The sequence below is a fragment of the Herbiconiux moechotypicola genome (assembly GCF_024979255.1).
GTDB classification, from domain to species: domain Bacteria; phylum Actinomycetota; class Actinomycetes; order Actinomycetales; family Microbacteriaceae; genus Herbiconiux; species Herbiconiux moechotypicola.
On sequence record NZ_JANLCN010000018.1, the window covers coordinates 1 to 26,861 of the forward strand.

Annotated in this window: 27 protein-coding genes and 2 pseudogenes; 6 read left to right on the top strand and 23 right to left on the bottom strand. The window is 65.2% G+C overall.

What is annotated here, in order from left to right:
• Positions 1–128: 128 nt before the first annotated feature.
• Positions 129–1,703: a glycoside hydrolase family 13 protein gene (locus N1031_RS19760; protein WP_375163662.1), complete on the bottom strand. Its 1,575-nt coding sequence runs from the start codon at positions 1,701–1,703 to the stop codon at positions 129–131.
• A gap of 126 nt (positions 1,704–1,829) precedes the next feature.
• On the opposite strand from N1031_RS19760, the gene N1031_RS19765 reads away from it, so the two are divergent.
• Genes N1031_RS19765 through N1031_RS19775 form a run of 3 tightly spaced genes read left to right on the top strand, consistent with a single transcriptional unit; the run spans position 1,830 to position 4,783 of the window.
• On the top strand, positions 1,830–2,795 hold the full coding sequence (locus N1031_RS19765) for a nucleoside hydrolase (RefSeq protein WP_259481658.1): 966 nt from the start codon (positions 1,830–1,832) through the stop codon (positions 2,793–2,795).
• Positions 2,792–3,724, top strand: a complete 933-nt coding sequence (locus tag N1031_RS19770) for a ribokinase (protein WP_259481659.1) — start codon at positions 2,792–2,794, stop codon at positions 3,722–3,724. Before N1031_RS19765 ends, N1031_RS19770 begins: the two co-directional genes overlap by 4 nt.
• Positions 3,725–3,757: 33 nt before the next feature.
• A complete protein-coding gene (locus N1031_RS19775) occupies positions 3,758–4,783 on the top strand; it encodes a LacI family DNA-binding transcriptional regulator (RefSeq protein ID WP_259481660.1) in 1,026 nt (341 codons plus the stop codon).
• A 33-nt stretch (positions 4,784–4,816) separates the two neighbouring features.
• On the opposite strand, the gene N1031_RS19780 is transcribed toward N1031_RS19775, so the two are convergent.
• The 11 genes from N1031_RS19780 to N1031_RS19830 form a co-directional block, all read right to left on the bottom strand.
• The gene (locus N1031_RS19780) at positions 4,817–6,154 is read right to left on the bottom strand and encodes a hypothetical protein (RefSeq protein ID WP_259481661.1); all 1,338 of its coding nucleotides are present in this window, start codon (positions 6,152–6,154) and stop codon (positions 4,817–4,819) included.
• Positions 6,155–6,243: 89 nt separating this feature from the next.
• Positions 6,244–7,089: a carbohydrate ABC transporter permease gene (locus N1031_RS19785; RefSeq protein WP_259481662.1), complete on the bottom strand. Its 846-nt coding sequence runs from the start codon at positions 7,087–7,089 to the stop codon at positions 6,244–6,246.
• Complete coding sequence (locus N1031_RS19790) at positions 7,086–7,949, bottom strand: carbohydrate ABC transporter permease (RefSeq protein WP_259481663.1); 864 nt, start codon at positions 7,947–7,949, stop codon at positions 7,086–7,088. Before N1031_RS19790 ends, N1031_RS19785 begins: the two co-directional genes overlap by 4 nt.
• A 54-nt stretch (positions 7,950–8,003) precedes the next feature.
• Positions 8,004–9,230, bottom strand: a complete 1,227-nt coding sequence (locus N1031_RS19795) for an ABC transporter substrate-binding protein (RefSeq protein ID WP_259481664.1) — start codon at positions 9,228–9,230, stop codon at positions 8,004–8,006.
• A 162-nt stretch (positions 9,231–9,392) separates the two neighbouring features.
• Complete coding sequence (locus N1031_RS19800; protein WP_259481665.1) at positions 9,393–9,986, bottom strand: TetR/AcrR family transcriptional regulator; 594 nt, start codon at positions 9,984–9,986, stop codon at positions 9,393–9,395.
• A gap of 130 nt (positions 9,987–10,116) precedes the next feature.
• Positions 10,117–10,641 carry a gluconokinase gene (locus tag N1031_RS19805; protein WP_259481666.1) on the bottom strand — a complete coding sequence of 175 codons (525 nt, stop codon included), beginning with the start codon at positions 10,639–10,641 and terminating at the stop codon, positions 10,117–10,119.
• A gap of 85 nt (positions 10,642–10,726) precedes the next feature.
• Positions 10,727–11,494: a glucose 1-dehydrogenase gene (locus N1031_RS19810; RefSeq protein WP_259481667.1), complete on the bottom strand. Its 768-nt coding sequence runs from the start codon at positions 11,492–11,494 to the stop codon at positions 10,727–10,729.
• Complete coding sequence (locus tag N1031_RS19815) at positions 11,491–12,783, bottom strand: glycoside hydrolase family 32 protein (protein WP_259481668.1); 1,293 nt, start codon at positions 12,781–12,783, stop codon at positions 11,491–11,493. Before N1031_RS19815 ends, N1031_RS19810 begins: the two co-directional genes overlap by 4 nt.
• Entirely contained in the window at positions 12,780–13,673 is an 894-nt protein-coding gene (locus N1031_RS19820; RefSeq protein ID WP_259481669.1) for a carbohydrate ABC transporter permease, read from the bottom strand. The genes N1031_RS19815 and N1031_RS19820 overlap by 4 nt, the downstream gene beginning before the upstream one ends.
• An 8-nt stretch (positions 13,674–13,681) precedes the next feature.
• The gene (locus tag N1031_RS19825; RefSeq protein WP_259481670.1) at positions 13,682–14,557 is read right to left on the bottom strand and encodes a carbohydrate ABC transporter permease; all 876 of its coding nucleotides are present in this window, start codon (positions 14,555–14,557) and stop codon (positions 13,682–13,684) included.
• Positions 14,554–15,954, bottom strand: coding sequence for an extracellular solute-binding protein (locus N1031_RS19830; protein WP_259481671.1), 1,401 nt, complete (start codon positions 15,952–15,954; stop codon positions 14,554–14,556). The genes N1031_RS19825 and N1031_RS19830 overlap by 4 nt, the downstream gene beginning before the upstream one ends.
• Before the next feature lie 52 nt (positions 15,955–16,006).
• On the opposite strand from N1031_RS19830, the gene N1031_RS19835 reads away from it, so the two are divergent.
• Positions 16,007–16,984, top strand: coding sequence for an NAD(P)-dependent oxidoreductase (locus N1031_RS19835; RefSeq protein WP_259481672.1), 978 nt, complete (start codon positions 16,007–16,009; stop codon positions 16,982–16,984).
• Positions 16,985–17,034: 50 nt separating this feature from the next.
• Here the strand turns inward: N1031_RS19835 and N1031_RS19840 are convergent, their stop codons facing one another.
• From N1031_RS19840 to N1031_RS19885, 10 genes are all read right to left on the bottom strand, one after another.
• On the bottom strand, positions 17,035–18,054 hold the full coding sequence (locus N1031_RS19840; RefSeq protein WP_259481673.1) for a LacI family DNA-binding transcriptional regulator: 1,020 nt from the start codon (positions 18,052–18,054) through the stop codon (positions 17,035–17,037).
• A 230-nt stretch (positions 18,055–18,284) separates the two neighbouring features.
• Complete coding sequence (locus tag N1031_RS19845; RefSeq protein ID WP_259481674.1) at positions 18,285–18,689, bottom strand: hypothetical protein; 405 nt, start codon at positions 18,687–18,689, stop codon at positions 18,285–18,287.
• On the bottom strand, positions 18,682–19,284 hold the full coding sequence (locus tag N1031_RS19850; protein ID WP_259481675.1) for a recombinase family protein: 603 nt from the start codon (positions 19,282–19,284) through the stop codon (positions 18,682–18,684). The genes N1031_RS19845 and N1031_RS19850 overlap by 8 nt, the downstream gene beginning before the upstream one ends.
• 346 nt (positions 19,285–19,630) lie before the next feature.
• Positions 19,631–20,404: a zeta toxin family protein gene (locus tag N1031_RS19855; RefSeq protein WP_259481676.1), complete on the bottom strand. Its 774-nt coding sequence runs from the start codon at positions 20,402–20,404 to the stop codon at positions 19,631–19,633.
• Positions 20,401–20,637, bottom strand: a complete 237-nt coding sequence (locus N1031_RS19860; protein WP_259481677.1) for a hypothetical protein — start codon at positions 20,635–20,637, stop codon at positions 20,401–20,403. The genes N1031_RS19855 and N1031_RS19860 overlap by 4 nt, the downstream gene beginning before the upstream one ends.
• Positions 20,638–21,220: 583 nt before the next feature.
• Positions 21,221–22,249 carry a CdaR family protein gene (locus N1031_RS19865; protein ID WP_259481678.1) on the bottom strand — a complete coding sequence of 343 codons (1,029 nt, stop codon included), beginning with the start codon at positions 22,247–22,249 and terminating at the stop codon, positions 21,221–21,223.
• Between the two features lie 45 nt (positions 22,250–22,294).
• Positions 22,295–23,239: an alpha/beta hydrolase gene (locus N1031_RS19870; RefSeq protein WP_259481679.1), complete on the bottom strand. Its 945-nt coding sequence runs from the start codon at positions 23,237–23,239 to the stop codon at positions 22,295–22,297.
• Between the two features lie 128 nt (positions 23,240–23,367).
• A complete protein-coding gene (gene acmB / locus N1031_RS19875) occupies positions 23,368–24,570 on the bottom strand; it encodes a methyl acetate hydrolase AcmB (protein ID WP_259481680.1) in 1,203 nt (400 codons plus the stop codon).
• A gap of 202 nt (positions 24,571–24,772) precedes the next feature.
• A complete protein-coding gene (locus tag N1031_RS19880) occupies positions 24,773–25,300 on the bottom strand; it encodes a hypothetical protein (RefSeq protein WP_259481681.1) in 528 nt (175 codons plus the stop codon).
• 21 nt (positions 25,301–25,321) lie between these two features.
• Positions 25,322–25,558, bottom strand: a complete 237-nt coding sequence (locus N1031_RS19885; protein ID WP_259481682.1) for a hypothetical protein — start codon at positions 25,556–25,558, stop codon at positions 25,322–25,324.
• Positions 25,559–25,585: 27 nt separating this feature from the next.
• Here N1031_RS19885 and N1031_RS20545 point away from each other — a divergent pair, with 27 nt between their 5' ends.
• Together N1031_RS20545 and N1031_RS20550 are read left to right on the top strand one after the other, a co-directional pair.
• On the top strand, positions 25,586–25,951 hold the full coding sequence (locus tag N1031_RS20545; RefSeq protein WP_375163663.1) for an IS5 family transposase: 366 nt from the start codon (positions 25,586–25,588) through the stop codon (positions 25,949–25,951).
• 40 nt (positions 25,952–25,991) lie between these two features.
• Positions 25,992–26,243: pseudogene (locus N1031_RS20550) on the top strand (transposase); the annotation flags it as partial.
• 319 nt (positions 26,244–26,562) lie between these two features.
• Here the strand turns inward: N1031_RS20550 and N1031_RS19895 are convergent.
• A pseudogene (locus N1031_RS19895) lies at positions 26,563–26,861 on the bottom strand (integrase core domain-containing protein); the annotation flags it as partial.

The following is a 26,861-nucleotide window of genomic DNA, read 5'->3' on the forward strand; positions in this document are numbered from 1 at the left end:
CTCACCCACGTCTACGACGCCAGCGACCCGGCCGGAATCTCCACCACTCAACGGGACGTCACCGCGATTCATGCATGAACATTCAGGTAAGAACTATCCTCTTCGCCGGTCCGTCTGGTGCCAGCTCGCTAGTCACAGAGCTGAAGCCACGCAGCAGTCCAGCCGGCGAGCCGATCGCTCTGACTTCGAGCGCCAGGACCAGAAGTGAATAGCACGCGCAACTGCGGATATGGTAGCTCGACTTCATCATCAGACATGTTTAGTGCGAGTAGGGTGCCGACATTCCTGTAGAGGAGGAGGTTCTCGTCTCCGGATTCGAGCTGTTCGAATTCACCCGTTCCGAGCCCAAGTTGCTTCCGTAGACGAATTGCTGCTTTGTAGAGCTCGAAGGTGGAGCCCGGCACGCCACGCTGTCGATCTGCGGAGAGCGCGCTCCAATCTTCGGGCTGCGGAAGCCACGGTGTCGCAGTGGAGAAGCCGAAAGCGGGGGCATCGGCTATCCACGGCAGTGGGATACGGCAGCCGTCTCGCCCTCGAACCGTGTTTCCGCTGCGGGCCCACGTCGGGTCCTGTCGAACGTCGTCATCGAGCGTGGTGTGCTCCGGGAGCCCCAACTCCTCGCCCTGATAGAGATAGGCCGACCCCGGAAGGCCGAGCATGAACACGGTCGCCGCCTGCGCCCGGCGCAACCCCAGCGCCCGATTGGGCTGAACGTCATCTGCTCCGATTCCGTTCGGCTGCGTCGCCCACCGATCCGGCAGACCGAGCCGTGAGGTGTGCCGCACGAAGTCGTGATTCGAGAGCACCCACGTGGGTGATCCCCCGACACGAGAAATCGCGACGATATTGCTCCGCACGGCCGCAGCAATCGCCTCGGGCTCCCAGGGCGTGTAGATGAGCGCCGGGGAGAAGGCCTGGTGCATCTCGTCAGGGCGGACATAGTCGGCTTGACGCTCCGGCGGATCGACCCAGGCCTCTGCGATGAGAATCCGGTCGTCTCCGTACTCCGCGAGAACCGATCTCCAGCCGCGATAGATCTCGTGCACCTCGTCCTGATCCCACATCGGCGCATAGCCGTCTGCGGCATCGGGAAGTCCGGGTGCTTTGATGAGCCCGCTGGCGACGTCGACCCGGAATCCGTCGACCCCTTCATCGAGCCAGTAGCGCAGGATGTCGAGGAATTCCGCCCGCACCTCGTCATCGCCCCAGTTGAAATCGGGTTGCGAGCTGTCGAAGAGATGGAGGTACCACTGGCCATCGGGGATGCGCGTCCAGGCCGGACCCCCGAACATCGACGTCCAGTTGTTCGGCGGGAGTTCACCCTGATCTCCGCGCCCGTCGCGGAAGACGTAACGCGATCTCGCCGCGGAGCCCTTCGCGGATGCGAGGGCCTCGACGAACCATGGATGCTCGCTCGACGAGTGATTGGGCACGATGTCGACGATCACCCGGATTCCTTGGCGATGCGCACGAGCGATCAGGTTCCGGAAATCCGAATCGGTGCCGAAGATTGGATCGACGTGTCGGTAGTCGGCGACGTCGTACCCGGCATCGTGCTGCGGCGAGACGTAGAAGGGTGACAGCCAGATCGCATCCACGCCGAGGTCGCTGAGGTGGTCGAGGTGGTCGGAGATGCCGACGAGGTCTCCAATTCCGTCGCCGTTCTGGTCGGCGAAGGAGCGAGGATAGATCTGATAGATCACGGCCGACCGCCACCAGTCCGTTTGCTCTCTCGCCGGGGTGAGCACCAACGATTCAGAAATGTGGTTCATAAGCCTTTCTCCATCAACACGTGTTGATAGTAGTGTAGAGGTGCCGATAGGAGAAACATGAAAGTTTTGCTCGACACTGACCTTGCCTTGGGCGAGCGGGGTTCCGAAATCGACGACGGCGTCGCCTTCGCCATGGCGGCGGCAAGCGACGCCGTCGACCTGGTCGCGGTGACGACGGTCAACGGGAACACGCACGTCGAGACAGCCACTGCACTCGCCGCATCACTCGGCCGCACGCTGGGGCTCGACGATGTGCCGATCTATGCCGGCGCCGAGCATCCGCTCGTCCTGCCCCGGCATCAGCTGGGGCCCGCGCAGCTGAGCGGAGAGCAGCGGGATGAGTTCCATCGCATCAAGAAGGAACGAGCATCGGCCGCGTCGGCGATCGTCGACCACGTGCACCGGTTTCCCGACGAGCTCACCATCGTAGCCATCGGGCCGCTAACCAATCTGGCCCTGGCGTTGCGTCTAGACCCGAGCATCGCCGAAAAGATCGCCAACGTGTTCGTGATGGGCGGGTACTACTTCGGGCAGACCAACCGGATGGATCTTCCCGGCGAATTTAACGTCTGGGCCGATCCACACAGCTTCGATGCGGTCTTGACCTCGGGTGCTCCCCTGAGCCTCGTGGGCATCGACGTCACCAGCAAAGTGACCCTCTCCCGGGAGGACGCCGCATCCTTGTCAGCGGGAGGGCCGGTTGCTCGACTGGTCGGCGAGCACGCCCTCGCGTGGATCGACCACCTGAACGCAGAACAACCCAACGCCGCGACGCCCATCGACTCGTGCGTTATGCACGACCCCTTGGCAATGGTGGCAGCGATCAGCGAAGACGTCCTTATCTGGAAAGACGCCTACGTGCGGGCTGAATCATCATCAGAACTCACGCGCGGCGTCACGATCGCCGACTTCCTCTCGTCAGCCAATCCGCCGCCCGCGAACGCGCGAGTAGCGGTGGAGGTCGACACCGGCGCCTTCTCGGAATTCTGGGACGCGCTGTTCCTCGGACACGATCGGGCATGAGGGGCAGCGATTCCGAAAGCACGCAGGGGTGCGTGATCGTGGTCGGATCCATCAATCACGACACGTCGTTCACCGTGACGGAACTACCGGCACCAGGTCAGACCGTGGTCTCCAGCGAGGTCTCGATCTCCACCGGCGGCAAAGGGGCCAACCAGGCCATCTCCGCAGCCAGACTGGGAGCGCGGACGGCCTTCATCGGCAGCGTCGGACGCGATCTGGCCGGGCGTGAAGCGCTGGCCGTCCTCGACGCCGAAGGTGTGGACACGGTCGACGTCGAGTTGATCGCCGGTTCGCAAACGGGACGCGCGACTGTCGCCGTCGCCGCCACGGGCGAGAAGGTGGTCTTCGTCGCGCCCGGCGCCAACGCGCAGGTCAATGGCCGACGGGTCGTGCATACGTTGAGCCGGCGAGCCTCGGTGTCCGACGTGGTGGTGCTCCAGGGCGAGTGTGGCGCAGCGGTGATCGATCAGGTGGCACGTCATGCCGTGCACGCAGGCATCCGGCTCGTCCTGAATCTGGCGCCGTTCGTTCCGCTCCTGCCTGAGGTGGTCGCCTCGGCGGACCCACTCATCGTGAACGAGCGTGAAGCCGCAGAGCTTCTCGGCCATCTCGGCAGTTCCGTGGACGACCTCGACTCTCTCACTCGTCTGGCGCGATCCGTCGTCGTGATCCATGGCGCCCGAGGTGCTTGGTACGCGGGTCCCGATGGCGCAGCGGCCGTTCCCGCACCGCCTGCAATGGCGATCGTCGACAGCACGGGGGCCGGCGACGCGTTGGTCGGCGCCCTCGCCAGCGCCCTGTCGATGGGGCGATCATTGCCTGACGCCGTCACGCTGGGGGTCGCGGCAGGGGCGTTCGCGGCATCACGTCGAGGCACGCACGCCTCATATCCCTTTCGCAATGACGTACGCCTGGGCGCGAACAATTAGAATTCGTCTAACCTGTGCGCGGAGGAGGGTCTGGTGAGAGCGACACGTGCTGACGTTGCTCGTCGAGCCGACGTCTCCCCGGCGCTCGTCAGCTACGTCTTGAACGGCGGTCCGCGGTCGGTATCCGATGCCGCGCGGGCCCGGATCGAAAAGGCCATCGCCGAGCTCGACTATCGGCCGGACTCGATCGCTCAAGCGTTTCGTGGCTCGACCACCAAGACCGTCGGGCTGCTGACGGCCAGTCCGAGCAACCCGTTCTTCGCCGAGCTCGCCCAGGCGGTCGAGAACAGCGTGTATCGCCGAGGGAACACCCTCCTGATCGGCATCACCGACGACGATCGAGCGCGCGAACAAGACTACGTACGCACCTTCGTCGATCGCCGCGTCGACGGCATCCTTCTCCTGACGTCGCACCTGGCACGGAACCTCGCGCTGATCGAGCCCTACCAGATACCTGTGGTCGTCCTGGACCGAGTGCGAGCTGAGTACCGGAGTCCCGTCTCGTCGGTGCACATGGACAACGTGGCAGGGGCCGTCCGCGCCGTGGAGCATCTGCAATGGCACGGCCATCGCCGGATCGGGTGCATCACGGGAAACGCCGGCGATCCGGTCTCGCTCGAGCGCGTGGACGGGTGGCGCCGCCAGCAGAACGCCGCCGGATTCGACGCCGACCCCGACCTCGTCGCCTATGCGGGATTCACCGCCCCTTCCGGTCGAGAAGCGGCGCACCGTCTGCTCGCAGCGGTCGACGGGGCAGACCGGCCGACCGCGATCTTCGTCGCATCCGACGTTCAAGCGTTGGGCGTGCTGCGGGCATGCAAGGACATCGGGCTCAGCGTCCCCGACGACGTGGCGATCGTGTCGCTCGACGGCACGCACCTGAGTTCCATGCTCGTGCCCTCGCTCACCGCTGTCGCTCAGCCGATCGAGTCGATAGCGGATGCCGCCATCGAGGATCTCCTCGCGCGGGCGGAGAATCCTGAGATCGCACCCGCGGCTCACACCTTCGAGGGTCGGATCGTGATCGGGGAGAGTTGCGGCTGCCAAGCCGGCTCGTAGACGCAACTCTCCCCTCACGGACTCACCCGGTCGTCATCGACCGCTTGCCGCCCACTGGATCGTCCAGGTCTCGCCGCTGGTGGCGCCCGGAATCACGACATCGAAGCCGGACGTCGAGATCGAACCGACCGAGGGCGCCGCGGTAGCGGTCGTGCTGCCGCTCGTTCGTGCTGAGAGCAGCACGCGTGGGATCGAGTGGAAGAACGCACCCGCCGTGCCGGGCTTCACGGGGAACGTGATGTGGCCGGAGCCCGTCGCCGGGACCACGACATCAACCGCGGCATCCACCGTCACGCGTCCGTTCCGGTCGACCGCCCCCGTCAGCGTGTCGGAGTTGATCTGCCCGAACACGGATTGGAACGACTGCACGTTCGAGGAATCCGTCACGATCGCGTTCACGAAGGTTCCGACGCCGTGCACGAAGGTCTGCTCCTCGAAGACCTGGCGTGGATTGACGTCATCCGCGACGGCGAACACTTCATTCCACGACGCCCAGTTGGTCACGGTCGATCCGATGATCCGAATCGCTTCCGTGATGGAGCCGGTGACAGAGACGCCGGTCACGTTGGATGTGACCGCGCCATGGTGTTGGCCGTCATCCGCGTCGGGAATCGTGAAGAACTCGTTGCTGTCGACGCAGACGTCCTGGCAGTCGGAGAGGGAGATCACCGAGCGCGGGTTCGTGTAACGGTCGGTGACGAACAGACCGTCAGACACCCTGACGTTCTGGATGCGGTGGAGATCGACGCACGGCCCTTTGCCTTGCCAGCCGCAGCCGGTGATGAGGTAATTGGGCGGCATGTATCCCGCGAGGTCGTTGTGGGCGTAGATCAGCCCGCCACCCTCGTAGGCCTGGCAGTAGTCGAGCCAGACGCTCTCGATCGAGTTGCCCGACGTCTTGTCGAGGTAGCCGAAGGTCCAGCCGTAGTTGTAGCCGACGACGGTGCAGTTGACGGACTTGCGGAAGAAGGACGAGCGGGTGGCTTCGTTGACATGGGCGTCTCCCGCGAGCGGCTGGAACGCTTTGCCATACCCGATCACGTCGCTCCAGCTCAGCCCGGCCGGCATGTCCTTGACGTAGGTGAGGCGGCTCCAGTAGTTGTACCGCTGGTCGCCGTAGCCCTGGAAAAGCACTCGATCAAGGTTGTGGCACTGGCTCAGAGCCGGTGTATCCGGATCGAAGATCGCGGCGACACCCGTGCCGCCGATGAAATCAGATCCGTCGGTCCCGGCACCCCCGGTCTGAAAGGCGAGGTCCCGGATGGTGATTCCACCGTCGGCCGGCGAGTCGTAGCCGTGCCTCCACCCGTCGATGCCGGCCGTGACGAATCGCAGAGTGCACAGGTCTCGACCGGCTCCCTCCACCACCACGGCGTGAATCGAACGGATCGTGGCCGTGCAGAGGGCCGTTCCGGGAGGGATGCAGACGTATCCCCCGCCACCGTTCTCGTCGAGGAGAGCTACTTGAGCGCCCCTTGAACGATGCCTCCGACGATCCACCGCTGAGCGATGAGGTAGATGATCAGCATCGGCGCGAGGGCCAACAGGTAACTGGCGAACGCCAGGTTGTAGTTGGTGCTGAACTGACTCTGGAAGGCGTATTGCACCAGTGGCAGCGTGTATGACGAGTCGTCGCTCAGGATGACGAGCGGCCCGAGGAAGTCGTTCCAGGTTCCGAGGGCTGTCAGGATCGCGACGGTCGCGTTGACCGGCATGAGCAGCGGGAAGATCACGCGCCAATACGTGGTCCACACGCCGGCGCCGTCGATCTTGGCCGCTTCCTCGAGCTCTTTCGGGATGGTCTGGAGGTACCCCGTGTAGAGCAGCACGTTGAAGGCCAGGTTAAACACGACGTACATCACGACCAAACCGATGAGGTTGTCGAGATGCAGGATACTCATCTGCTTGACCAGCGGCAGCATGATGATCGGGAACGGGATGAACAGCGCGGAGACGAAGTAGAAGAAGAGGAACTTGAACGATCGCTTGTGCATGTTGCGTGCGATGGCGTAACCGACCAGCGAGTTGCTCAAGACCGTCAGGACGACGGTCAGAATCGTGACGAATGCGCTGTTGGCGAGCGCCCGCGGGAAATCGGTGACCGAGACGGCGGTCGCCAGGTTCTCCCAGTGCCACACGGTGGGCAGGCCCCAGAGGTTGGTGCGCATCTCGGCTGGCGTCTTGAGCGCCGTCACGATCGTCAGATACAGCGGAACGAGAATGACGAACGACCCCGCGAGAAGGAGCGCTGTGAGCAGCCAGTTCGAGCGGCGCCGGATCGTGGCTGTTGTGGTGAAAGTGGTCATGCGCTGACCTCTCTTTGACGGAGTAGGCGAAGCTGCACCAGGGAGAGCGCGGCGATCACGATGAAGTAGATAACCGCGTTGGCCGACTGATAGCCGAACTCCCCCGCGGTGAACCCGTTGCGATAGATGAGGAAGGAGATGGACTGTGTCGAGGTTCCGGGCCCGCCACCGGTCAGGGCGATGATCTGATCGAAGATCATCAGGAATCCCTTGAACGACAAGATGACGTTGACCGTCACGAACGGTGCGATGAGCCGGAAGGTGATCGACCAGAATCGCTGCCATCCGTTGGCTCCGTCGATGGTGGCGGCTTCCAACAGCTCTTCGGGAACCGTCTGCAGTCCGGACATGTAGATGACCGTCGTCACGGCGCATCCTTGCCAGACCGTCACGAGCACGATCCCGATCCAGGCGAGTGACTGGCTGCCGAGGATGTTGGTGGACAGTGCCTCCACCCCGGTGGCCTGACCCACGGCGGGCAGCGCGGTCGAGAAGACGAAGTTCGCGACGAAGCTCACCACGACGACGGCGAGCACGGCGGGCAGGAAGTAGACGCTGCGGAGGAACCCGCGGAGGCGGATGTTCGCCGTCAGGCCGAGCGCCAGTAGCAGGCTCAGCGCGTTGACGGCGATGGTGGACACGATGGCGAACTTGAACGTGAATGCGTAGCTGTTCAGGATGCTCGGGTCGGAGAACAGGTCGATGTAGTTCTGAAGCCCGACGAAGTCGAACGTGCCATACCCTCGACTGTTCGTCAGGCTGTAGAAGAATCCCTGCAGTGCCGGGAAGGTGTGGAACGCGAAGAACAGGATGGCTGCTGGTATGGCGATCCAGTAGAACGGCGCAGCGGTTCGTTTCATGAACGACTTTCTGGTCACGCTGCCCGCTCCCGGGTGGGAGCGGGCAGCAGGGGATTATGGGCGAAGTCCGTTCGCTTGCCAGTCCTGATCCAGAGCGGCGAGGAACGCGTCCACGTCACCGTCCTGCAGGAACACCTGCACCACCCCGGAGAGATCGGATGATCCCGTGAACATGGCGTCCGGGTAGGTCGCGACCTTGCCGGTGTCGATCCATTCCGCCTTCAGCGGCGCGAGCACCGGATCGTCCGACGAGACATCCGAACGCACCGAGAAGAGGTGCTGATCATTCGTGAACGTCGCCTGGGGCTCCTGCTCGAGCAGGAAGTCGAGGAACTCTTGAGCCTCCTCGGGGTGCTGCGACTGGGTGGTGATGCCGATCAACGAGTCGACGCCCGACAAGATTTTCGTCTGGGACGGATCGTCGGTGACCGGCATCACGAACGCACCCAGATTGATGTCCGGGTTGGACGCGAGGATCGGCGGAATCGCCCAGATTCCCTGCACGTACATGGCGGCCTCGCCGTTCGCGAAAGCAGCGTTGCCGTCGTCGTACCCCTTGCCGAACGGATCGGTCTGGCCGTACTGCTTCAGCTCAAGGAGCTTCTCGGCGGCTTCGGAGTAGAACGACGAATCAGCGAACGTGGAATCGCCGCCCTGCAGTTCGGTCAGGAAATCCGCCGGCTGCAGGCTGCCCGCGACGCTGTTGAAGACGGTCTTCGCCGTCCAGGCATCCTTCCAGGTGAAGAAGAAGGGGTTCTGGCCCGCGGCCTTGATCGCCTCCGCGTTCGAGATCATCTCCGACCAGGTGGTGGGAACCTCGAGTCCGAGCTGGTCGTAGATGCCTTTGTTGTAGAGCACGACCTGTGCGTTGACACTCCAGGGCAGGGCGAGTGTCTCGTCGGTCTGGCCTGACATGTGCATGTAGGCCGTCGCCGCGTCGTCGGTCACGGATTCGGCCGCGGCGGTTCCGGAGAGATCCGTTAAGATCTGCGAGTCGATGAGGTTGCGGTACACCGAGACGTTCAGTGCGACCACGTCGGGCGCCTTGTCTTTCGCAATTCGGGACTGGAGCACCGTCAACGCATCCGGTGAGCTGTTCTGCTTCACCGTGATGTCCGGATGGGTCGCCTCGAACTCCGCGATGAGAGCATCGACGGTCGCGACGGCCTCCGGCTTGCTCTGCAGGAACTCCAGCTCGACCTTGCCGCCGGAATCACCCCCGCTCCCGGAACAGGCGACCAGACCGGCGACCAATCCCCCGACCACGCCGAGGGTGATCAAACGCCTCGTATATCCAAACTTCATTCCATGCCTCCGTTGCCATCGGTGAAGAGCGCGAGTCCCTCAACCACTATCAACACGTGTTGACTCGAATGCCGACGGTAACAGATTCTTCTGTCAAACCACAAGTAGAAGAACCGTTGTGCGAAACTGAGCACGCCTTCACGGCTGGTGTGTGGCGATGATGCGCAACAACTCATCGACGAGGTTGTCACTGATGGCCCCGTTGGTGAAAAGCGCTCGGTGATAGAGCGGGGCAAAGAGCACATCGATGTGCACATCTGGGTTAGCGGGAATGATGGTGCCGTCGCTGATGCCGCGCTCGATGAGAGTCCGGGCCGCTGCCCGACGTGGCGCGAGCCAATGCTCGTAAAAGGCGGCGTGCGCTGCGTCTTTGGATAGCGCCGCTGCAGCTAGTGCGCGCAGCGGCGCCCACGTAAGCGGATCGGTTAGTATCGCCGCGGCCGAGTCAAGATGTGTGCGGAGCTGCATGAGTACCGGCATGTCGGGGGCGATAGCAATCGAGGATTGTACCGAATCCAGGAGCGCATCGAGAAGCAGCTCTTCCGGGCTTGACCACCAGCGGTAAAGCGTCGTTCGGCTCGCCCCCGCGGCCTGTGCGATCGCCTCAAAACCGACATCCGCCCCAGTCTCGGAAACTACACGAGCGCCGGCGTCAAGAATGCGTTTGCGCAACTCTGCACTGCGGGGGCGGCCGCGCACACGAGGCGCCTGTGTCGCGTCTTTACTGAACACTCTGCACACTACATAGTGTCCGCTGCCTTCGAGGGGAGCCTGATGAAATCCGTGCGCAATCGTGACGACACCGGTCTCGGTGCGATGGAAGCTGTCGGCGATCTCCCCCAGCCCCGAGGCAAATCCCCGCTCAAGTGATTCGGGGTTGCATAGCAGCCGTCGATGGAGGACGGCGTCCGGCGTCGCTCATGATCCAGCGACGCACACGTTCCGCAATCGCGTGGGCTGGCTCATTGATCTCGAAGGTGACGCCGCGCTCGTCCTGGTCGAGTGGCTCGAGAATACTCAGTTGCGAGTCGAGGAGACTCGGAGGCATGAAGTGACCTGTGCGTTCCTGGGCACGGCGACGTAGTGTGTCCGCGGGTCCGGTGAGGTGGATAAAGCCGACGGATGCGTGCAGTCGGAGGCGGTCGCGATATGACCGGCGGAGCGCCGAGCAAGCGACGATGAGTCCTGTTCCTCGGCTTGCTGCAGCGAGGCGAGCACCCACTTCGTCGAGCCATGGCCATCGGTCTTCATCGAGGAGCGGAATTCCACTGCTCATCTTCCGAATGTTTGGCTCCGGGTGGAGATTGTCTGCGTCGATCCAATCCACCGTGAGGACATCCGACAACGCGGCCGCGACGGACGATTTGCCAACCGCCGTCACGCCCATGACGACATACAAGGGCGCTGCCGCGTCAACCTGGACCGCCCTATGGGCCTCCGGCAGGATCTGGCGGCGGAATGCGCTCGTGGGTTCAGACAACGGTCGTGAGCCCTCCGTCGACGAAGATCGTCTGACCATTGACGAATGCACTGGCCGGAGACGATAGCCAGATGGCGGCGCCTACCAGATCGTCGGGGGTTCCCCACCGGCCAGCGGGCGTGCGGCCCTGGAGCCACTGGCTGAATGCCGGATCTTGCGACAGGGCATCGGTCATGTCCGAGCGGAGGTAGCCAGGGGCGATGGCATTGACTTGGAGGCCCGCGGGAGCCCACTCGGCTGCCATAGCCCTCGTGAGGTTCCGCAGTCCGCCTTTCGCGGCGGTATAGGGTGCGATACCCGGGCGCGCGAGTTCACTTTGGACAGAACAGATATTGATGATCTTCCCGCGCTCCCGGGGCAGCATTCTGCGTGCGACCCCTCGCCCGACGATGAACGCGCCGGTCAGATTGACGTCAATCACACGCCGCCAATCCTCGACAGAGATGTCAAGCAGCGGTTGCCGGTGTTGGATGCCTGCGTTGTTGATGAGGACGCCGATCTCACCAACCTCATTTTCGAGGCGGTTGATGGCGGCGGTGACTGCGGGTTCATCGGTGATATCGAAGGCGCAGGCAGTGACATCAGCACCGGTTTGCGTATGCACGCTGCTCGCCGCATCCTCTGCCGCGTCGAAGTTGGTGGCATGAACGATGACTCGAGCTCCCGCAGCGGCGAGGCCTCCGGCGAGGGCGCGGCCGATGCCGCGCGCCGACCCCGTCACCAACGCGGTCACACCGGAAAGGTCGAAGGAACTGCTCAACGCGCATCCTTTCGATAGTTGATCGCCCGCAGGTTGTAGGTGGTCAGCTGGGCTCCTGGGGGCGCCTCGAGTCCAAGGTCGACTCCGTCGGAGAGGCGAAGAGTGATCGCGGGACCGCGACTGCGGAACACTTCACAGACGGAATGGTCGAGAAAAATCCGCACCTCCTCCCCCACCCGGAGGTGCAACTCCGTCCAGGACTCCGACCCCGGGCCCAGCCGAAGCGTCCCACCCGACGGCGCCACGACAGAGACCTCCGCCGGAGCACGGAGAGAGCGACGGTGTGCCGTGTGTGCCGTGGCGCCCACCCGTGCCTGCGCCCCGTCTACGTCGCGCAGCGCGGTCAGTTCGCGCGCAGGCCGGATGCACACGTGCCCACCTTCGAGACTGAGCTCGCGCGGCACGCTGAGCACGCCCGCCCACCCGTCCTCCCGTCCGGGTTCTCCCGCTTCTCGGCACCATCCCCACAGGAGCACCCGGTCTTCCTCAACGAGGGCATGCGCGGCATAGAACAGGGGGCTCTCGTCGAGAACAACAGGCGTGTCAGGGATGAAGGCGAGGCCCTCGCCCTTCTGTTCCAGGTCCCCGAGGAGGGCGGCGGTGCCGTCGAGGCGCCGGTCGCCGTTGCGGTTGACCCATCTGCTGACGATCAGCAACCAGCGATCGCCGAGGCACACAAGTTGAGGACACTCCCAGATGTCAGCGTCCATGCCAAAGCGAGCCGGCAGGTCCATGCCTGTAAGGATCTCTCCTCGCGGGACCCATTCGTGCGCGCCGCGGACCTGGTACAGGAGGATCGCGGGGCCGTTCGCGTCGCCGGCTCCTTGGATGGCCCAGGTCTGGCCGTGTGCGGTGAACAGGAACGGGTCGCGGATGCCTCGCAGTCCAGATCGGATGGGGACACCGACGACAGGGTCAGCATCGACGTGCCATTCCACGAGGTCGCGGTCTTGCGCGACGGCGTGTGCCACGACCGCGAGGCCGGAGCGATCGACGACGGCGGAGTAGAAGGCGTGGACGTCGTCGCCGCGACGCCAGGTCACCCCGCTCCAGCACCCCGCAGCGTCGATCTCGCCAGGACGGGGGGTCAATGCGACGGGGTGCTCGGTCCAGTCGATGAGGTCTGGTGTGCTCATGTGTCCCCAGCGGATCGACTCCGCGCGCACGGCGTCGGGATTGAACTGGAAGAAGAGGTGATACCTCCCATTGATGTGGATTGCCCCGTTGGGGTCATTCATCCAACCTGTCTCTGGGCGGGGGTGGAATGCGGGGAGTGGGCGGGGGGTCATTTGATTGCGCCGCTCGTCAGCCCGGACCGCAGCGCGCGTTGGCCGAAGAGGAACACGATGATGGCGGGGAGGGCGGCGAGGACAACTCCTGCGAGGACGACCGAGACGCTTCCTGTGCCGAGGTTCCCTTGTAAGGTCACGAGCCCGAGCGGCAGCGTGAAGTTCTTCTCGCTGAGTTCGAGGACGAGGGGGCGGAAGAACTCGTTCCAGTGCGAGTTGAACGCCAGAACGCCCACGATCGCCATGGCGGGCCATCCCAACGGCAGATACACCGAGAAGAAGGTCCGCCAGGGCCCGGCGCCGTCGACCATCGCCGCTTCCCCGAGCTCCGCGGGGACCGAGCGGAAGTGCTGGCGCATCAGGAAAGTACCGAATGCGGTGGGGATGGCGGGGATGATGAGCGCAAGAAGGGTGTCGGACAGGCCCATTCCGCGCACAATCATGAACACCGGAATGATAGTGACCTGGATCGGCACCATCAAGGTCACGAGCACGAGGGCGAACGCTGCACTCATCCCGCGCGACGGGTACCGTGCGAAGACATACCCGGCGAACGCGGCGCTGAACATCTGGCTGGCGGTGATGAGTGCCGTGACGAGCACGCTGTTGTATACCAGCATCCAGAAGTCTATGGAGGCGAACACTTGTGTGTAGGCGTCGATCGTCGGCGACGCGGGGAACAGTTGGGGCGGCAGGGTGAAGGACTCGGCCGGGGTTCGGAAGGACGTGGACACCGTCCAGATCACCGGCCCCAGGGTCAGCACCAACGCGACGACGAGGAGAGAGGCCTTCCCGACGTTGCCGAGGAGACGACCTGGAGAGGGTACCGAACGGGGTCGGGCCGGTGCGGGGCCGTTAGGGCGGAGTGTGGCGGGGGCGTGGGCAGTCATGGTGGACCTCACTGGTAGAAGACGAAACGACGGCTGAGGCGGAACTGCACCGCGGTCACGAGCAGGATGATCAGCAGGAGGACAACGCCGATGGCGGAGGCGCTGCCGAAATCGAGGTCGCGGAAGCCTTTCTCGTAGATGCTCATCACCATCGACTGCGTGCTGTCGCCGGGGCCGCCCGCGGTGAGGACGAACGGCTGTTCGAATATCTGGAACCCGCTGATAATCGCCATGACCGACGCGGTGAGCGTCGTCGGGCTCAGCAGCGGCATCGTCACGGACCGGAATCGCTGCCATGGACCGGCTCCGTCGAGCATCGCCGCCTCCCGGACGTCCTCCGGGATCTGCGCGAGGCCCCCGAGGAACAACAGGAACGTGAACCCGACGTTCTGCCACACATAAACGATGATCACAAGCGCATATGCGCCCACTGGCGAGGTGAACCACGGAACGGCCGGGACTCCCAGGACGGAGAGGAACCAGTTCACGACGCCGAAGTTCTCGTCGAAGAAGTACTTCATGAAAATCGACACCGACGCCGCCGACAGCACCAGCGGGAAGAAGAACACCGACCGGGTGGCCGCCTTTACCCACCGCCACCGCAGACTGTCGACCAGCAGTGCGAGACCCAGCGAGATCGCGATCTGGGCGATGACGCCGATCACGACGTAGCCGAGGGTGTTCACGAGCGAACTCCACAGCGATGCGTCCTGCACCAGCGCGGCGTAATTGTCTGCTCCCGCGAATGTCGGTGCGGACAGGAGGTCCCAGTGAAACAGAGAGAGCACGACCGAGGCAACGATCGGGACGAACGCAAACACACCCAGCCCGACCACGGCCGGCGTGAGGAAAACGAGCTTCAACAGGGCGACTGACCGGTTCATGCCGCACCTCCCAGAATGGTCTCAAGGCGTTGCTGCAAGACCCGCATGGCGGGGACGACGCCGGCGACGTCGCCGCTGAGCGCAGTGCCGATCTGGGCGATGACAGCGGACTCGAGCGCCGGCTGCTGCGGCGGCGCCGGAATCGGGAGTGGATCAGGGGTGTCATCGAGCAGACCGTAGAAGACTTGCCAATGCTCCGGTCCGGTCCCGGCGTATCGCGTGGCGTTCGCCAGCGACCGCCGCGCTGGGGTCGTGTTCTGCGTATCCAACGCCATCGACATCGCTTCCGTGGTGGTGGCGAACTTGATCCATTCCCACGCGGCGTCCTGTTTCGTCGAGGAACGCATCACCGCGTACCCGCTGCCGCCGAACTGATGCCGGTGGGTCCGCCACTGGGGAAACAGCGTCGCGTCGAAGGTCCCTTTCTCCATGCCGGACAACGACAGCGCCCTCGCCCACGCTCCACCGGCTGGAGTGAAGCCGACATTATGAGATGCGAACAACCCCAGCGTGTTGTTCGCACCTCCCGCGGTGGGCCGGGACGCGAGACGCTCGTTCACCAGCGAGCCCAGCAACTTCACCGCTTCGATCGACCGATCGGCGTCAGCGGTCGGTGTCCGCCACCGATACCCGCCACCACGCCCGGCCGCAAAGGGTTCACCTGCGTAGAACGAGTCCCACAGCCACGAACCCCCGGAGCTCTGCTCCGCCTCGACGAAGTTCGAGTCGTTGAGCATCAACCACGGCAGCGCCCCGCCCCACAGCCCATTCTGCCAGTTGAACGGGATCACGCCGGGCGCCGCCTTCGCTTTGATCGCACGCAGCGACGCCACAAACTGCTCGAGCGACCAGTTCGGCTCCGGATACTCAAGCCCTGCCGCGCCAATCACGGTGGTGTCAACGAAGATCCCCGCCCCGTTCCAATCGATCGGCAACGCGAACAGCGACCCCTGATACATGTTCGCCTCGACCAGGGCGGGATGGACATCGGAGAAGTAGTCCGTCAACTCTCCAGCGTCGCGACGCACCCGATCATCCAGCGGCACCGCCAGACGGTCCGCGAACAGCTGGAGGCCCTCGGTGGCGACATACACCACATCCGGGGTCGTGCCGGCCGCGATCATCGTGAGGATCTTCGTGAAGAAATCGTTCCACGACGCGCCCTGAATCGCGATCAACCGAATCGGGATGTCCGGATGCAACTCAGAGAACCGCTGAACGAGCGCCTGCCGAGCCTGCGTATTCGCGGCCGTCCCACGGATCGCGACAACCAACTCGTCAGTCGACCTGCCCGGCACATCCCAGCCAGCAAGCCGCGGCCACGACGCCGCGATCCCCGCAAGCGCAGCAACCCCCGCGGCACCAAGAAACGTGCGGCGCGCCATCTCCGTGACCATTGATCATTCTCCCTTGAATCAAGACCTGACACGTGTTAGGTACACTAGAGTGGTGACCAAACACGTGTCAAGTGGTGTGAGGAGTCCGATGAGTATCACCGCACTGGTCCCAGCCAACCTGGGGTTCCTTCCCGCCGCTCCCGGGGTTCACGTGATCCCCTTCGACCCATTCCGTCCCCTCCCGGACGAGCACCATGGTGCGGATGCTCTCGTGGTGTTCGAAACACCCTTCCCGATCCTGCAGAGCTACGCTCACGACCTGACCCGGGTGCGGTGGGTGCAGTCTCTCGGCGCGGGGGTGGATGCGATGTTCAGCGCCGGTTTCCGGCCCGGCACAGCGATCGCATCCGGACGTGGCCTGCACGATCGCCCGGTCGCCGAGCACACGATCGCCCTCCTGCTGGCAGCCGCCCGACACCTCCCCCAAGCCGTTCGCGCCCAGATCGGTCACCGCTGGGCGAGCGAACTCGGCGGCCGACAGCCCTTCCCCGACACGGAGCGGTTCTCCAGCCTCATCGACGCTCACATCGCCATCTGGGGACACGGATCCATCGGACGGCACCTGGCAGGGATGCTCCACGCCCTCGGCGCACGCACGACCGGCATCACCCGACGTGGAGGCGAAGACGGCACTGTCGGTATCGAGCAACTCCCCCAGGTCCTGGCGAACAGCGACGCGCTCGTGCTCCTGCTGCCAGCGCGCCCCGAGAACGAACGCATCGTCGACGCTGCGGTGCTGCGGATGCTACCGCACCGCGCCTGGGTTGTGAACGTGGGTCGCGGGGCGGTACTCGACGAAGAAGCGCTCGCCCACGCGCTGCAGCGCGGGGAGCTGGGCGGCGCGGCGCTGGACGTGACCACCCAAGAACCCCTCCCGGTGGACTCACCACTGTGGGACCTGCCCAACGTTCTCCTCACCCCACACGCCGCCGGCGGTCGACCCCTTGGAGCTCAAGCCCTCATCGAGAACAACCTCCGCGCATGGGCCGAAGGCACTCCCATCCGGAACGCCGCAGGGACGACGGAGTGATCCGTCACTAACAGTCAACGACACCCCACGTCACGCAACGTGGAGCAGGCTCAGGTCGAAGCGGCCCCGGTCGACCCGCGAACAACGAGTTCGCACGGCACGCGCACGATCTCCGCACCCTCCTTCCCCTGACCACGCACTCGGTCGATCAGCGCTGCCATAGCCAAAGACCCCATCTTTTCATGCGGCAACGCGACAGTCGTCAGCGCCGGCACGGCGCGGGAAGCAACTCGTTCCTCGTCGTCGTAGCCGACCACGGACAGGTCTTCCGGGACCCGTCGCCCCACTGCTGCCGCCGCCAAGAGCACACCGACCGCCACACGATCATTCGCGCACAACACCGCCGTGACCTCCGGTGCCCTCGCAAAGAGCGTTCTCGCGGCGGCGAACCCGTCATCGATGTCCCACCCGGTAGAGATGACACGGCCGGCTGCAGCCAATCCTCGTCGCATCAGCGCCTGCTCGAAGCCCCGCTGCCGAAGCGGCATCGCCGCCACCGCGCGAGTACCCGCAAGCAGGTAGACCTCCGTGTGCCCCAAGTCGAGCAGATGCTCCGTCGCCTGTCGCCCACCCGCGACTTCATCCGGGACGAACGCAGCGACACCGCCAACCGACGGCATACAGTTCGCCAGTGCGACAGGCACCCCTGTGAACTCCTCGGGCATCGAGACGGTGTGCATGCTCTCCGTCGCGATCAGGAGACCATCCACCTGTCGATTCAGTAACTCCATGCCCGCGAAACCGATGTCCGCATCACGGTGACCGGTATCGATGATGAGCGGAAAATAGCCGGCCGCATCGGCGGCCCGGTGCGCTCCCGTCATCAAACGCCCGGCGAACGGACTGGTCAGAACGTCCGTGACGATCCCGACAGTCTGCGTTCGACTGTTCCGAAGACTGACCGCGATCGAGTTCGGCACATAGTTGAGCTCGCGCGCGGCACGTAAGATGCGCTCCTGCGAGGGTTTGGCGACCATCCCGTCAGCCCGACCGTTCAGCACCATCGACACGGCGCTGCGCGACACCCCAGCACGCTCGGCCACATCCTTGGCCGTAGCTGACTTCTTCATAACGTCACACCCTACCCACCACGTGTCACAACTCTTGGATCCTTCGACCTGTCTCTGTCACCGTTACTCGGACCCGATGCGCGGAGCAGGTGGAACTGCTGAGGTCCCAGACACTCGACAGCGCGTTGACTACTGTCCTCGACAGCCCTGCCGTGGTGCAGCGACGGCAGTAGTGGGAGCGCCCGAGGGCGCGCGAGTCGGACGACTTACCGACTCCAAGCACGCGCGAATCAGGCGCCCGGACCGATCCTCAGCGAGTCGGGCAGGGTGAACATCTTCTCGAGCAACGGCCGGAGATGTTCGATCGCGACGCGGTGCTCCTCGACGGTGAAGTCCTCGACCACCGGCGGCTCGTCGTGTGTCCAGCCGATCGCTTCGGCCGCGATGGTCAGGTCCCAACGGTCCCACCGCAAGCGGCCCTCGTCGCGCAGCTGCTCTTGGAATTGCGCCTCGACACCGACGGGCCGGAAGCCTCCGGGATGATCGGATGAGAACGCTTCTCGCACTTGCTCGATTGCCATGGTGTAGCCGTTGACGTAAGCCGTCACGCGATCGAATCGAATGGGCTGGCCGAGGTACATGCCCGGCCGTTTGATGAACGCGCCCGCCATCATCGACGGGGAGAACTCAGCCACGTCGGCTCCCGTGGGCGGCGTCCTGCGCCGCATCGTGCTTGGCGAGAGCGCGCGCGACGGACGACTTACTCACGCCCAGCACGCGTGCGGTCTGCACCAAAGTCAGCTGTTCGTGGTCGCGCATCCTCACTGCGGCCGCGACGCGCTCCGGTGTCATCACGGAAGGTCGGCCGCCGACGCGCCCCTCAGCGCGGGCGTGGGCCAGGCCGCGCACGGTGTTGTCTCGAATTGTGTCCACACGCAGCTGCGCAAACACCGCGACGATGCCGAAAAGGGCTCGCCCCATCGGGGTCGTCGTGTCAATTTCCGGCTCGGTGAGGCTCCTGATGTTCACACCCCGCTCGTGCAGGTCGGTGATCGTCTCAATGGCCATCTTCTCACTACCCGCGAGGCGGTCGAGCCGGCGCACCAACAGGGTGTCACCAGCACGCAGATAGTCCAGGCACGCGAGCCACTGCGGGCGGTCCTGGACCCGAGCGGACTCGCCATGGTCGACGAACACACGGCCCGCTCCGGCCGCGCGCAGCTCGGCCTCCTGAGCGGCCGGGTTCTGGTCATGACGCGACACCCGCGCGTATCCGACGACGTTGCTCATCGTCCCTCCCCTCGATCGCTCCCGTACCGTGCGTCCGGCAGATACGGCCCACTCCCCCGCGACGTCGGCCCGCCTGCAGGCGGGGTGTCTCGCATCGCATCCGGCGACGACAGAGGCGACCGACTACCAGGAGGGGCAAGCCAGCCCTGAGCCCGCCGTAAGGCCTGCAGGCCGTCGAGGCGACCCGCACTGGTCGGAGGCGCCCCGCGATCCGCGGCGCTCACGTCGAGGGCCGGAGCGGCGGCGCGCAGCGCCGCCACGGCCTCAGCTTGTGATCGCTCGTCACCAAGGAAGGCGATCCGCACAACGCCGTCGGCGTCCTCGAACGCGAGGCGGCGTGCGACACTCACCAGGTCGGGATCACTCTGACGCAGCTGCGCTGTATCGCGCAGCGCCCCGGTCGTGTAGTCGATCCAACCTCTCGACTGCTCAACGGTGAGCGAGCGCACGTCGCGCGCGATCCACCGCGGCCCGCGCGCTCGTCGAGGAACACACGTCCGTCGCGGTCCTGCACCACGACCCGATCGACCACGCCAGCGGCGACGAGCTCGCGGACGGTGCCACGCACGTTCGCAGCTGCCTCATCGTGAGCGGCACCAGGTGTCCACCGGCCGGTGCCATAGTCCCTGACCTGCTCGATGTAGCGGGCGACAGTGCCGGCGCGCGAGACAGGCAGCGGCACCGCGACCACCCGTAGCTCAGTCTCGAACCCCGCCGCGCGGAACGCCTCGAACTCTCCACGCAGCATCGTCTCGTTGCGCAACGTCGTCTCGACGATCGCGCTCGTCCGAACTGCACGCAGATATTCCGTCGACATGCCGACCCACGCCCCGGCGGCCGCCGCGGTGACCTCCAGCATCCGGAACGGGTCATCGTTCATTATCTGCTCGTATGCGGGGTGGAATCGGCGCAGGTCATCACCATTCACCACCACGGCGCCGGGCACTGCGCCTTGCATCGCCGCAAGCACTCCACCCTTGCCAGCTCCGGGCTGTCCTCCGACCGAAATGAACCGCGGGCGACCGGTCGCAACCGGATCGCGTTGGGGTTCGAGGTAGACGGGAACGATCGTGCGATCGAACCGACGAAGAAGCTGCTCCGGGCTTAGCTGCTCGCTCACGCAGCCATGACCGGCGCGTGCGCCGGCATCGTCGCCCACAGCTCGCGCAACTCAGCGCGCTTGGCCTCGATCGCCTCGGCATCGTTGGGATCAACCTGGCGCACCTGGCGCTGCATCTCGATGTGCGCGTAGGTCCAGTGCCGGCCTGCGGCCTCGCTCGGAGCCTGGTCGACCCAGGAGACGTACCTGCCACCGATCCGCGTTGCCAGCTCGAGCAGGGCGTCATAAGCCATGGGGTTTGAGGACTCGGCCCTTAGTGTCGCTCATCGCTGCTCCCTCTTGCCGGCTGTGATTCGCTTCTATCGAAGCTCCCAAAAACGGTACAGGGGGCGTTTTGAGACGACAGTGTTTCGGGACGGGGTTTCGGGACGGAATTTTTCGGCTTGTCGAGGTCGGTGGCGGCGGCGCCCGCGTCGTCCCAGAAACAATCGTTTTCGGTCATCCGCATCGGACTATGCCGAAGTGTCACCATTGCTGTGTGAGTGAGATCCCTGGTCGGAGCTTGGAGGGTGCGGAGCACCGCGATTCCGTCGATGCCGAGCGTGGAGCGGATCGGTTGGCGTTCTTCGACGCGGTGTGTGCGATCGCGATCACTCTCGTGGTTCTACCGCTGCTTGACACGGCTCGCGATCTGAGTGTCTGCCACACGCCCTCCGCATCGGCGATCGCACGGAGACCCGACGTCGTTCGGTGACGCCGACGACGTGATCGGGCTCATCGTGAAGCGGAGCCGCAACCGAGTTCGCGGCCACTCCGCCAACCAGCGAGACGAACCGGTGACGCGACGAGATGCGCACCGTCGACATCTGCCAGACCTCAGCTCGCAGGCGTGAACTCCAGGACACGAGACGTGCGCAACCGCCACCGCAGGAACGCGAGCCCCAGTCGCGTGCGTCCGATCCCGCTCATCGGATCGAATCCGAGCGTCGCGGTGATGATCTCCGTCCGATCGGTCATCGTGCTGTGATGCACGCCCGCGATACGGGCCGCTTCACGAAGTGACCCGGCGCGTACCAGAGCATCGATCGTGCTCGCGCCCCACTTGTGCAGCGTGACCAGTTCCACCGCGGCCTGATCGCCGTCCTCACGGCGATCGTCGGGAAGGTCAGCGAGCATCTCAGCCAACCCGCCGAGGTCGTCGGCGCGACTGGGGCCGTCACTGGAGCCGCCATGCAGCCGCAGTGCGATCATCGCGGTGCGGAACGAACGGTCGATGTCGTCGATCGCCGCGATCGAACCGATGCCGAGGGGCGATGCCACCGGGGTGGCGTCGATGGCGACGACCGCGGCATGGACAGGGCCGAACGGTGTCGCGACGACGTCTTCGGGTCCGCGCGGATGGTGCGTCCAGGTCGCGAACAGGGGGGCTGCGACGACCCGGAACCGGCCATTGGCGGCCAGGCCGAGCCGAGCGGCCACCTCTCGTCGGTCGATGCCCGGGGTGCTGCGGTCGAGCAGCACGGACATGTCCCGTGGTGGCACCGTCGAGGTGCGCTTGGTGTCCAGGCGGATGAGGAGTGCGAGAGCGAGGCGCTCGAGGATGATCGCATCCAGGTCGGTCGTGTCGTCTGCGGCATCCTCGATCCAGACCGCGACATCGTCGAAAACGCGGTGGACGTGAGCTGGGGGCAGGCTCGACTCCAGCGGCTCACCACGTGGGTCGATCCGAGTGACCACACGACCCCGGATGAGGCCGACCGGGCGACCGGACAGCGCCGCGGCCGCCGACAGCAATCCGTGAACGCCGACATCTCCTGCGATGAGCTCGTCGAAGCAGGCGATCACGCGCAGGCTCTGTGACGCGGCAGGATCCAACGCCGTCAACCGGCCGAGCAGCTCCTGCATGATGCGACTCCTTCGTCTTCGAGACGATTATCGTTCCCGCTCCGATCAATCCACCAGCATCCGCCGCAGCCATTCCCGGCGGGCGGCGATCATGCGACGTGACACACCGGCGTGCGGCGCGAAGATGTCGCAGGCGTGGAATGCACCCGGCCACACGTGCAGCTCCGCCTCTCCGCCTGCCGCCCAGATCCTGCGGGCGTAGTCCACGGACTCGTCGCGGAAGATCTCCGCCGCGCCGACGTCGATGAACGCCGGGGGCAGCCCTCCGAGGTCCTTCGCTCGAGCCGGGGCCGCGTACGGCGAGACCTCGGCCGCGTCACCGAGGAGCGCTGCCCACCCGGTCTCGTTGCTGACGCGGTCCCATACCCCGATTCCGTCGAACATCCCGGTGGAGGGAGTCGGCCGGTCATCGAGCATCGGATAATCGAGAAGCTGTCCACGGATGGCCGGACCCTTCCGGTCCCTTGCCGCCAGCGTGACCGCGGCGGCCAGGCCCCCGCCGGCGCTCGCACCGCCGACGACGATGCGGCCGGGAAGGATCCCGAGCGCGCCGGCGTGCTCGACCATCCAGACGAGTCCTACGTAGCAGTCGTCGAAGGGGGCGGGGTGAGGATGCTCGGGGGCGAGGCGGTACTCGATCGTCACCACTTTGATGCCGAGATCCAGGACCCAGTCGAGCGCGTCGTCCAGGCCGCTGAATCGGTCGCCGAACATCATGCCGCCCGAGTGCAGCAGATACACCGCCCCGCTGTCTCGTTGCGCATCCGTGGGCGAGATCATGGAGGCATCCATCTCGCCTGCCGGGCCAGGGATGACGAAGTCGACGATGTCGATCGCTCGCCCCGCGAGCAGCTGGGCGCGTGGGGCGGAGGCGTACGACTGTCGCATGAACCCGATCAGCTCCGGGGTGATGGTCGGCGGGAAGACACCGCCCACCACGGCGAGGGCCCCGCGCAGCTCGGGGTCGAAGACACTGCGTGCGTCGGACATGGTTTCCATTCGTACCAGCCGGAGGGCACTCCCGGACTGTCTTCAAGGACTCGCGGAGGTGCTGCGCGACGCCGACGGCCCTCGCCCGCCGGAGTTCTGCGAACGAGGGCCGCCGACGTGCTTCGGGGTCAGTGACCCACGAAAGCGTTGTATGCGGCCGTTTCGAACTCGACGAAGCCGCCGAACGACGGTCCGTCGGCGAACGGGAGGATCTGCGTCGCCCAGTACCCGCCGAAGCCGTTCTCGCGGTCGATCCAATAGAAGAGGTTGGCGAGGCCGGCCCACCCGATCGCGCCGGTCGGGCGACCCGTCGGCCACGGGTCCTCGGTGTACTGGAACGTGTACGACCACGTCTTCTTCAGCCCGGGGAAGAACTCGGCGTCGTTGGACAGCCAGCCGATGACGCCCGGGAGCATCGTCACCTGCAGGTTGTCGGGGAGCTGATTCGTGAAGCCCAGCTCGACGGATGCCGGAGAGAGCACCTGTTCGCCGGATGCACTGCGTCCTTCGTTCAGCCACATCCGGATGAACTTCAGGTAGTCGGGGACGGTCGAGAACAGCGCGTGCCCGCCTAAGTCGACCTCGGGGGTCGTGGGGACGGCGAAGTCGCTCGGCGTCAGCGTGCCGTCGGCTTCACGCTGGTGGTGGCGCACGTGACGCGCCAGCATCTCCGACGACGGGGCGAATGCGGAGTCGTCCATGCCGAGGGGTGCGAAGATGCGCTCCTGGAAGACCTCACCCAGACGCTTTCCCGTGATTCCCTCGACGACCTGACCCGCCCAGTCCATGTTGCTGCCGTACTCCCACTTGGTACCCGGGTCGAACAGCAGCGGCGTGTTCAGGGCTGCGCGGCTGGCCGTCGCGACACTGGGCTGACCGTGCTCTTGCGCGAGCCGGCTGTACGTCTCGTTGAAGAAGTCGTAGCCGAAGCCCGCCGTGTGGGTCAGCAGCTGGTGCGTGGTGATGTCGCTGGCCGGCGCGCGAAGGATCGGCTGCCCGGCGGCGTCGAAACCGTCGATCACCTGCAGCTCACCGATCGCGGGCGCGTACTCCTTCGCCGGGGCGTGCAGATCGAGGTCGCCTGATTCGACGAGCTGCAGGCACGCGGTGCCGGTGACCGCCTTCGTCGTCGACCAGATGTTGAACACCGTGTCTGTGGTCATCCCGACGCCAGTGGACAAGTCCCGGACACCGGATGCGCCGAGGTAGATGTTCTCGTTGCGGTCGGTGACACCCGCGACGACCCCGGGAACGCGTCCGTCCCCGGAAACCGGCCCTTCGGAAGCGCGCTGCACGACGGCGTCGACGGCAGAAGCAAGGCTTTCGCTCATGACTGTCCTTTCATAGGTGTCTCCACCTCAACCTCCTCGTTGAGGTGTCCACTGCAGACTCGCCGTCCCCCGCTGACGCGGACAACCGACAATGCGACGCCAGTTACCCTCCACCCGCCGACACGTGGCGGGGGCGATCGGATGCCCCACACCGGCCGAGGGCGCAACGTCCCGAGCCCGCGGTCCGGCGTAGGTTGACGTTCTACGCCGTCGCCTGGATCCCGAGTATCCGCAGATCGGACGTCAGCCGCCTCAACCAGCGGCGCGGATTGAGCGGATCGCTGTGGTCAAGCGACCGGAGAAGATCACCAGGACTCGAGTGGACCACGCCCACCATCTCGGCCGACACCGTACTGAAAGACGCCAACGCATCCTGCGGCTGGTGAGCGATCGCATGCCGCACCCCCGCCATCTGCCCAATCCCTGTCTCCGCACCACGCAACGCGAGCTCCAGAGGAGAGCCGGTCACGTGTCCGGCGATCCGATCAGCAGCGACCTTCGGGTCATACCAGAGGAGAAATCGGCGACCGTTCAGCAGTCGCGTACGGGCAGCCGTCAGAGACGGAGACTTCGGTGGCGCTGCGATCGTCGGGACGTAGCTTGGGCACCCCTGCCCGGCAAGCATGCGGACCGTGCAGTCCTCGATGAAGTTCTCCCAGTGGCCGAACACGGTCAGGAAATCCATCTCATACAGTGCGCCGAGCTGCCCCTCCGTGATCTGCTGCCGCACGTGCGACCCGATCGGAGCGGTCTACCAGAGGGCTTCCACGCTCGAAACGATCTGTTCGCTCTCGGTGACCCGATTCTCGAAGAGCCGCCGCGCGATGCTCAGGTCTGCCACCTCGCCGCCCCAGAGCGCGTTCGCGACCACGCCCAGCAACGAAGCCAGCCGGTTCGCTCGCGGCTCGACGTTGTCGGTCTGCTGAGACGACGCACCATAGAACGACGACAGGTGCTCGTTGCGCGTCTTCCCGTCGTTCGCGAACACGTCCGCCACATCCGCGTGTCGCGTGATGTGATCTCGGATGAAGCGTGGGCTGTGATCGGCCCGTTGTTCCCGCACGCGAAGTCGACGGGCCGACCTCCGGTGGATCGTCGCACGGTGGTGGAGGCGACGGCGTGGCGGTTCCGGACGGGGGCGCCGTGGCGGGACGTGCCGGAGCGGTTCGGGAACTGGAACACGATCTACAAGAACTTCAACCGGTGGTCCGAGCAGGGCGTGTGGGCGCGGGTGCTGGAGAAGACGCAGTCGCTCGCGCAGCAGTCCGGGGACCTGGATTGGGTCGCGTCGATCGACTCCACGATCGTGCGCGTGCATCAGCACGGCGCGACACTTCCCCGCACCACAGGGGGCTCTATCGAACTACAAGAAGTTTGGTGACGAGCCGCCCGATCATGCGATCGGTCGCTCCCGCGGCGGGTTGACGACGAAGAATCACCTGGTCTGCGACGGGAAGGGCAGAGCCCTCGCGTTCATCCTCACGCCCGGGCAGGCGGCGGACACCAGCATGCTGACCGCGACGCTGAGCGAGATCCGCGTCTCGGGCGCGAGGGGCAGGCCACGGTCGAGGCCGGACCGGGTGCTCGCGGACAAGGGCTACCCGTCCAAGGCGAACCGGGCCTGGCTGCGCGAACGCGGAATCGCCGCGACGATCAGATCGCCTACCGACGCAAGCGCCGCGGACGACCGATCGACTTCGGCGACCAGCAGCGGACCCGCTACCGCGGCCGCAACGTCGTCGAGCGGTGCTTCAACAAGCTCAAGCAATGGCGCGGGATCGCGATGCGCTCAGACAAGACCGCGCGGAACTACCAAGCCGGCCTCTGCCTCGCCGCGACACTCCACTGGCTCACCAGCACCTTTAGCAACACGACCTAATCCGGTCTGGGACACCGGGTGGGTAACCGACACCAGCGCGGCGGTGAATCGCCCTGGGTTTCGTTCCTATCGGGTCCCTGTCTGGCGGTTGCCGGCTGGGGTGATTCTTGGTCAGCGTAGTACGCGGCCTCGATCTCGGCGGGGGTGCGGTAGCCGAGCTCTCCGTGGAGGCGGGAGTTGTTCCACCACCACACGTATTCGAGGGTCGCGAGCTCGACCTGCTCGACCTTGCGCCACGGGCCGCGGCGGCGGATGAGCTCGGTCTTGTAGAGCCCGTTGACCGCCTCGGCGAGGGCGTTGTCGTAACTGTCGCCCACGGTTCCCGTGGAGGGTTTCGCGCCGATCTCTAGAGGTTGCCGCAGATCCGTGACACCTCGGACTTCGAGATCCCGGTGTCGGCGCCGAGCGCTTT

Bases quoted from the DNA above. Each gene is read 5' to 3' on its own strand.
- N1031_RS19765 (WP_259481658.1), top strand. From the start codon at position 1,830: ATGAAAGTTTTGCTCGACACTGACCTTGCCTTGGGCGAGCGGGGTTCC.
- N1031_RS19770 (WP_259481659.1), top strand. From the start codon at position 2,792: ATGAGGGGCAGCGATTCCGAAAGCACGCAGGGGTGCGTGATCGTGGTC.
- N1031_RS19785 (WP_259481662.1), bottom strand. From the start codon at position 7,089: ATGACCACTTTCACCACAACAGCCACGATCCGGCGCCGCTCGAACTGG.
- N1031_RS19790 (WP_259481663.1), bottom strand. From the start codon at position 7,949: ATGAAACGAACCGCTGCGCCGTTCTACTGGATCGCCATACCAGCAGCC.
- N1031_RS19805 (WP_259481666.1), bottom strand. From the start codon at position 10,641: ATGGGCGTGACGGCGGTTGGCAAATCGTCCGTCGCGGCCGCGTTGTCG.
- N1031_RS19815 (WP_259481668.1), bottom strand. From the start codon at position 12,783: ATGACCCCCCGCCCACTCCCCGCATTCCACCCCCGCCCAGAGACAGGT.
- N1031_RS19820 (WP_259481669.1), bottom strand. From the start codon at position 13,673: ATGACTGCCCACGCCCCCGCCACACTCCGCCCTAACGGCCCCGCACCG.
- N1031_RS19825 (WP_259481670.1), bottom strand. From the start codon at position 14,557: ATGAACCGGTCAGTCGCCCTGTTGAAGCTCGTTTTCCTCACGCCGGCC.
- N1031_RS19830 (WP_259481671.1), bottom strand. From the start codon at position 15,954: ATGGTCACGGAGATGGCGCGCCGCACGTTTCTTGGTGCCGCGGGGGTT.
- N1031_RS19840 (WP_259481673.1), bottom strand. From the start codon at position 18,054: ATGAAGAAGTCAGCTACGGCCAAGGATGTGGCCGAGCGTGCTGGGGTG.
- N1031_RS19850 (WP_259481675.1), bottom strand. From the start codon at position 19,284: ATGAGCAACGTCGTCGGATACGCGCGGGTGTCGCGTCATGACCAGAAC.
- N1031_RS19860 (WP_259481677.1), bottom strand. From the start codon at position 20,637: ATGGCTTATGACGCCCTGCTCGAGCTGGCAACGCGGATCGGTGGCAGG.
- N1031_RS19865 (WP_259481678.1), bottom strand. From the start codon at position 22,249: ATGCAGGAGCTGCTCGGCCGGTTGACGGCGTTGGATCCTGCCGCGTCA.
- N1031_RS19870 (WP_259481679.1), bottom strand. From the start codon at position 23,239: ATGTCCGACGCACGCAGTGTCTTCGACCCCGAGCTGCGCGGGGCCCTC.
- acmB (WP_259481680.1), bottom strand. From the start codon at position 24,570: ATGAGCGAAAGCCTTGCTTCTGCCGTCGACGCCGTCGTGCAGCGCGCT.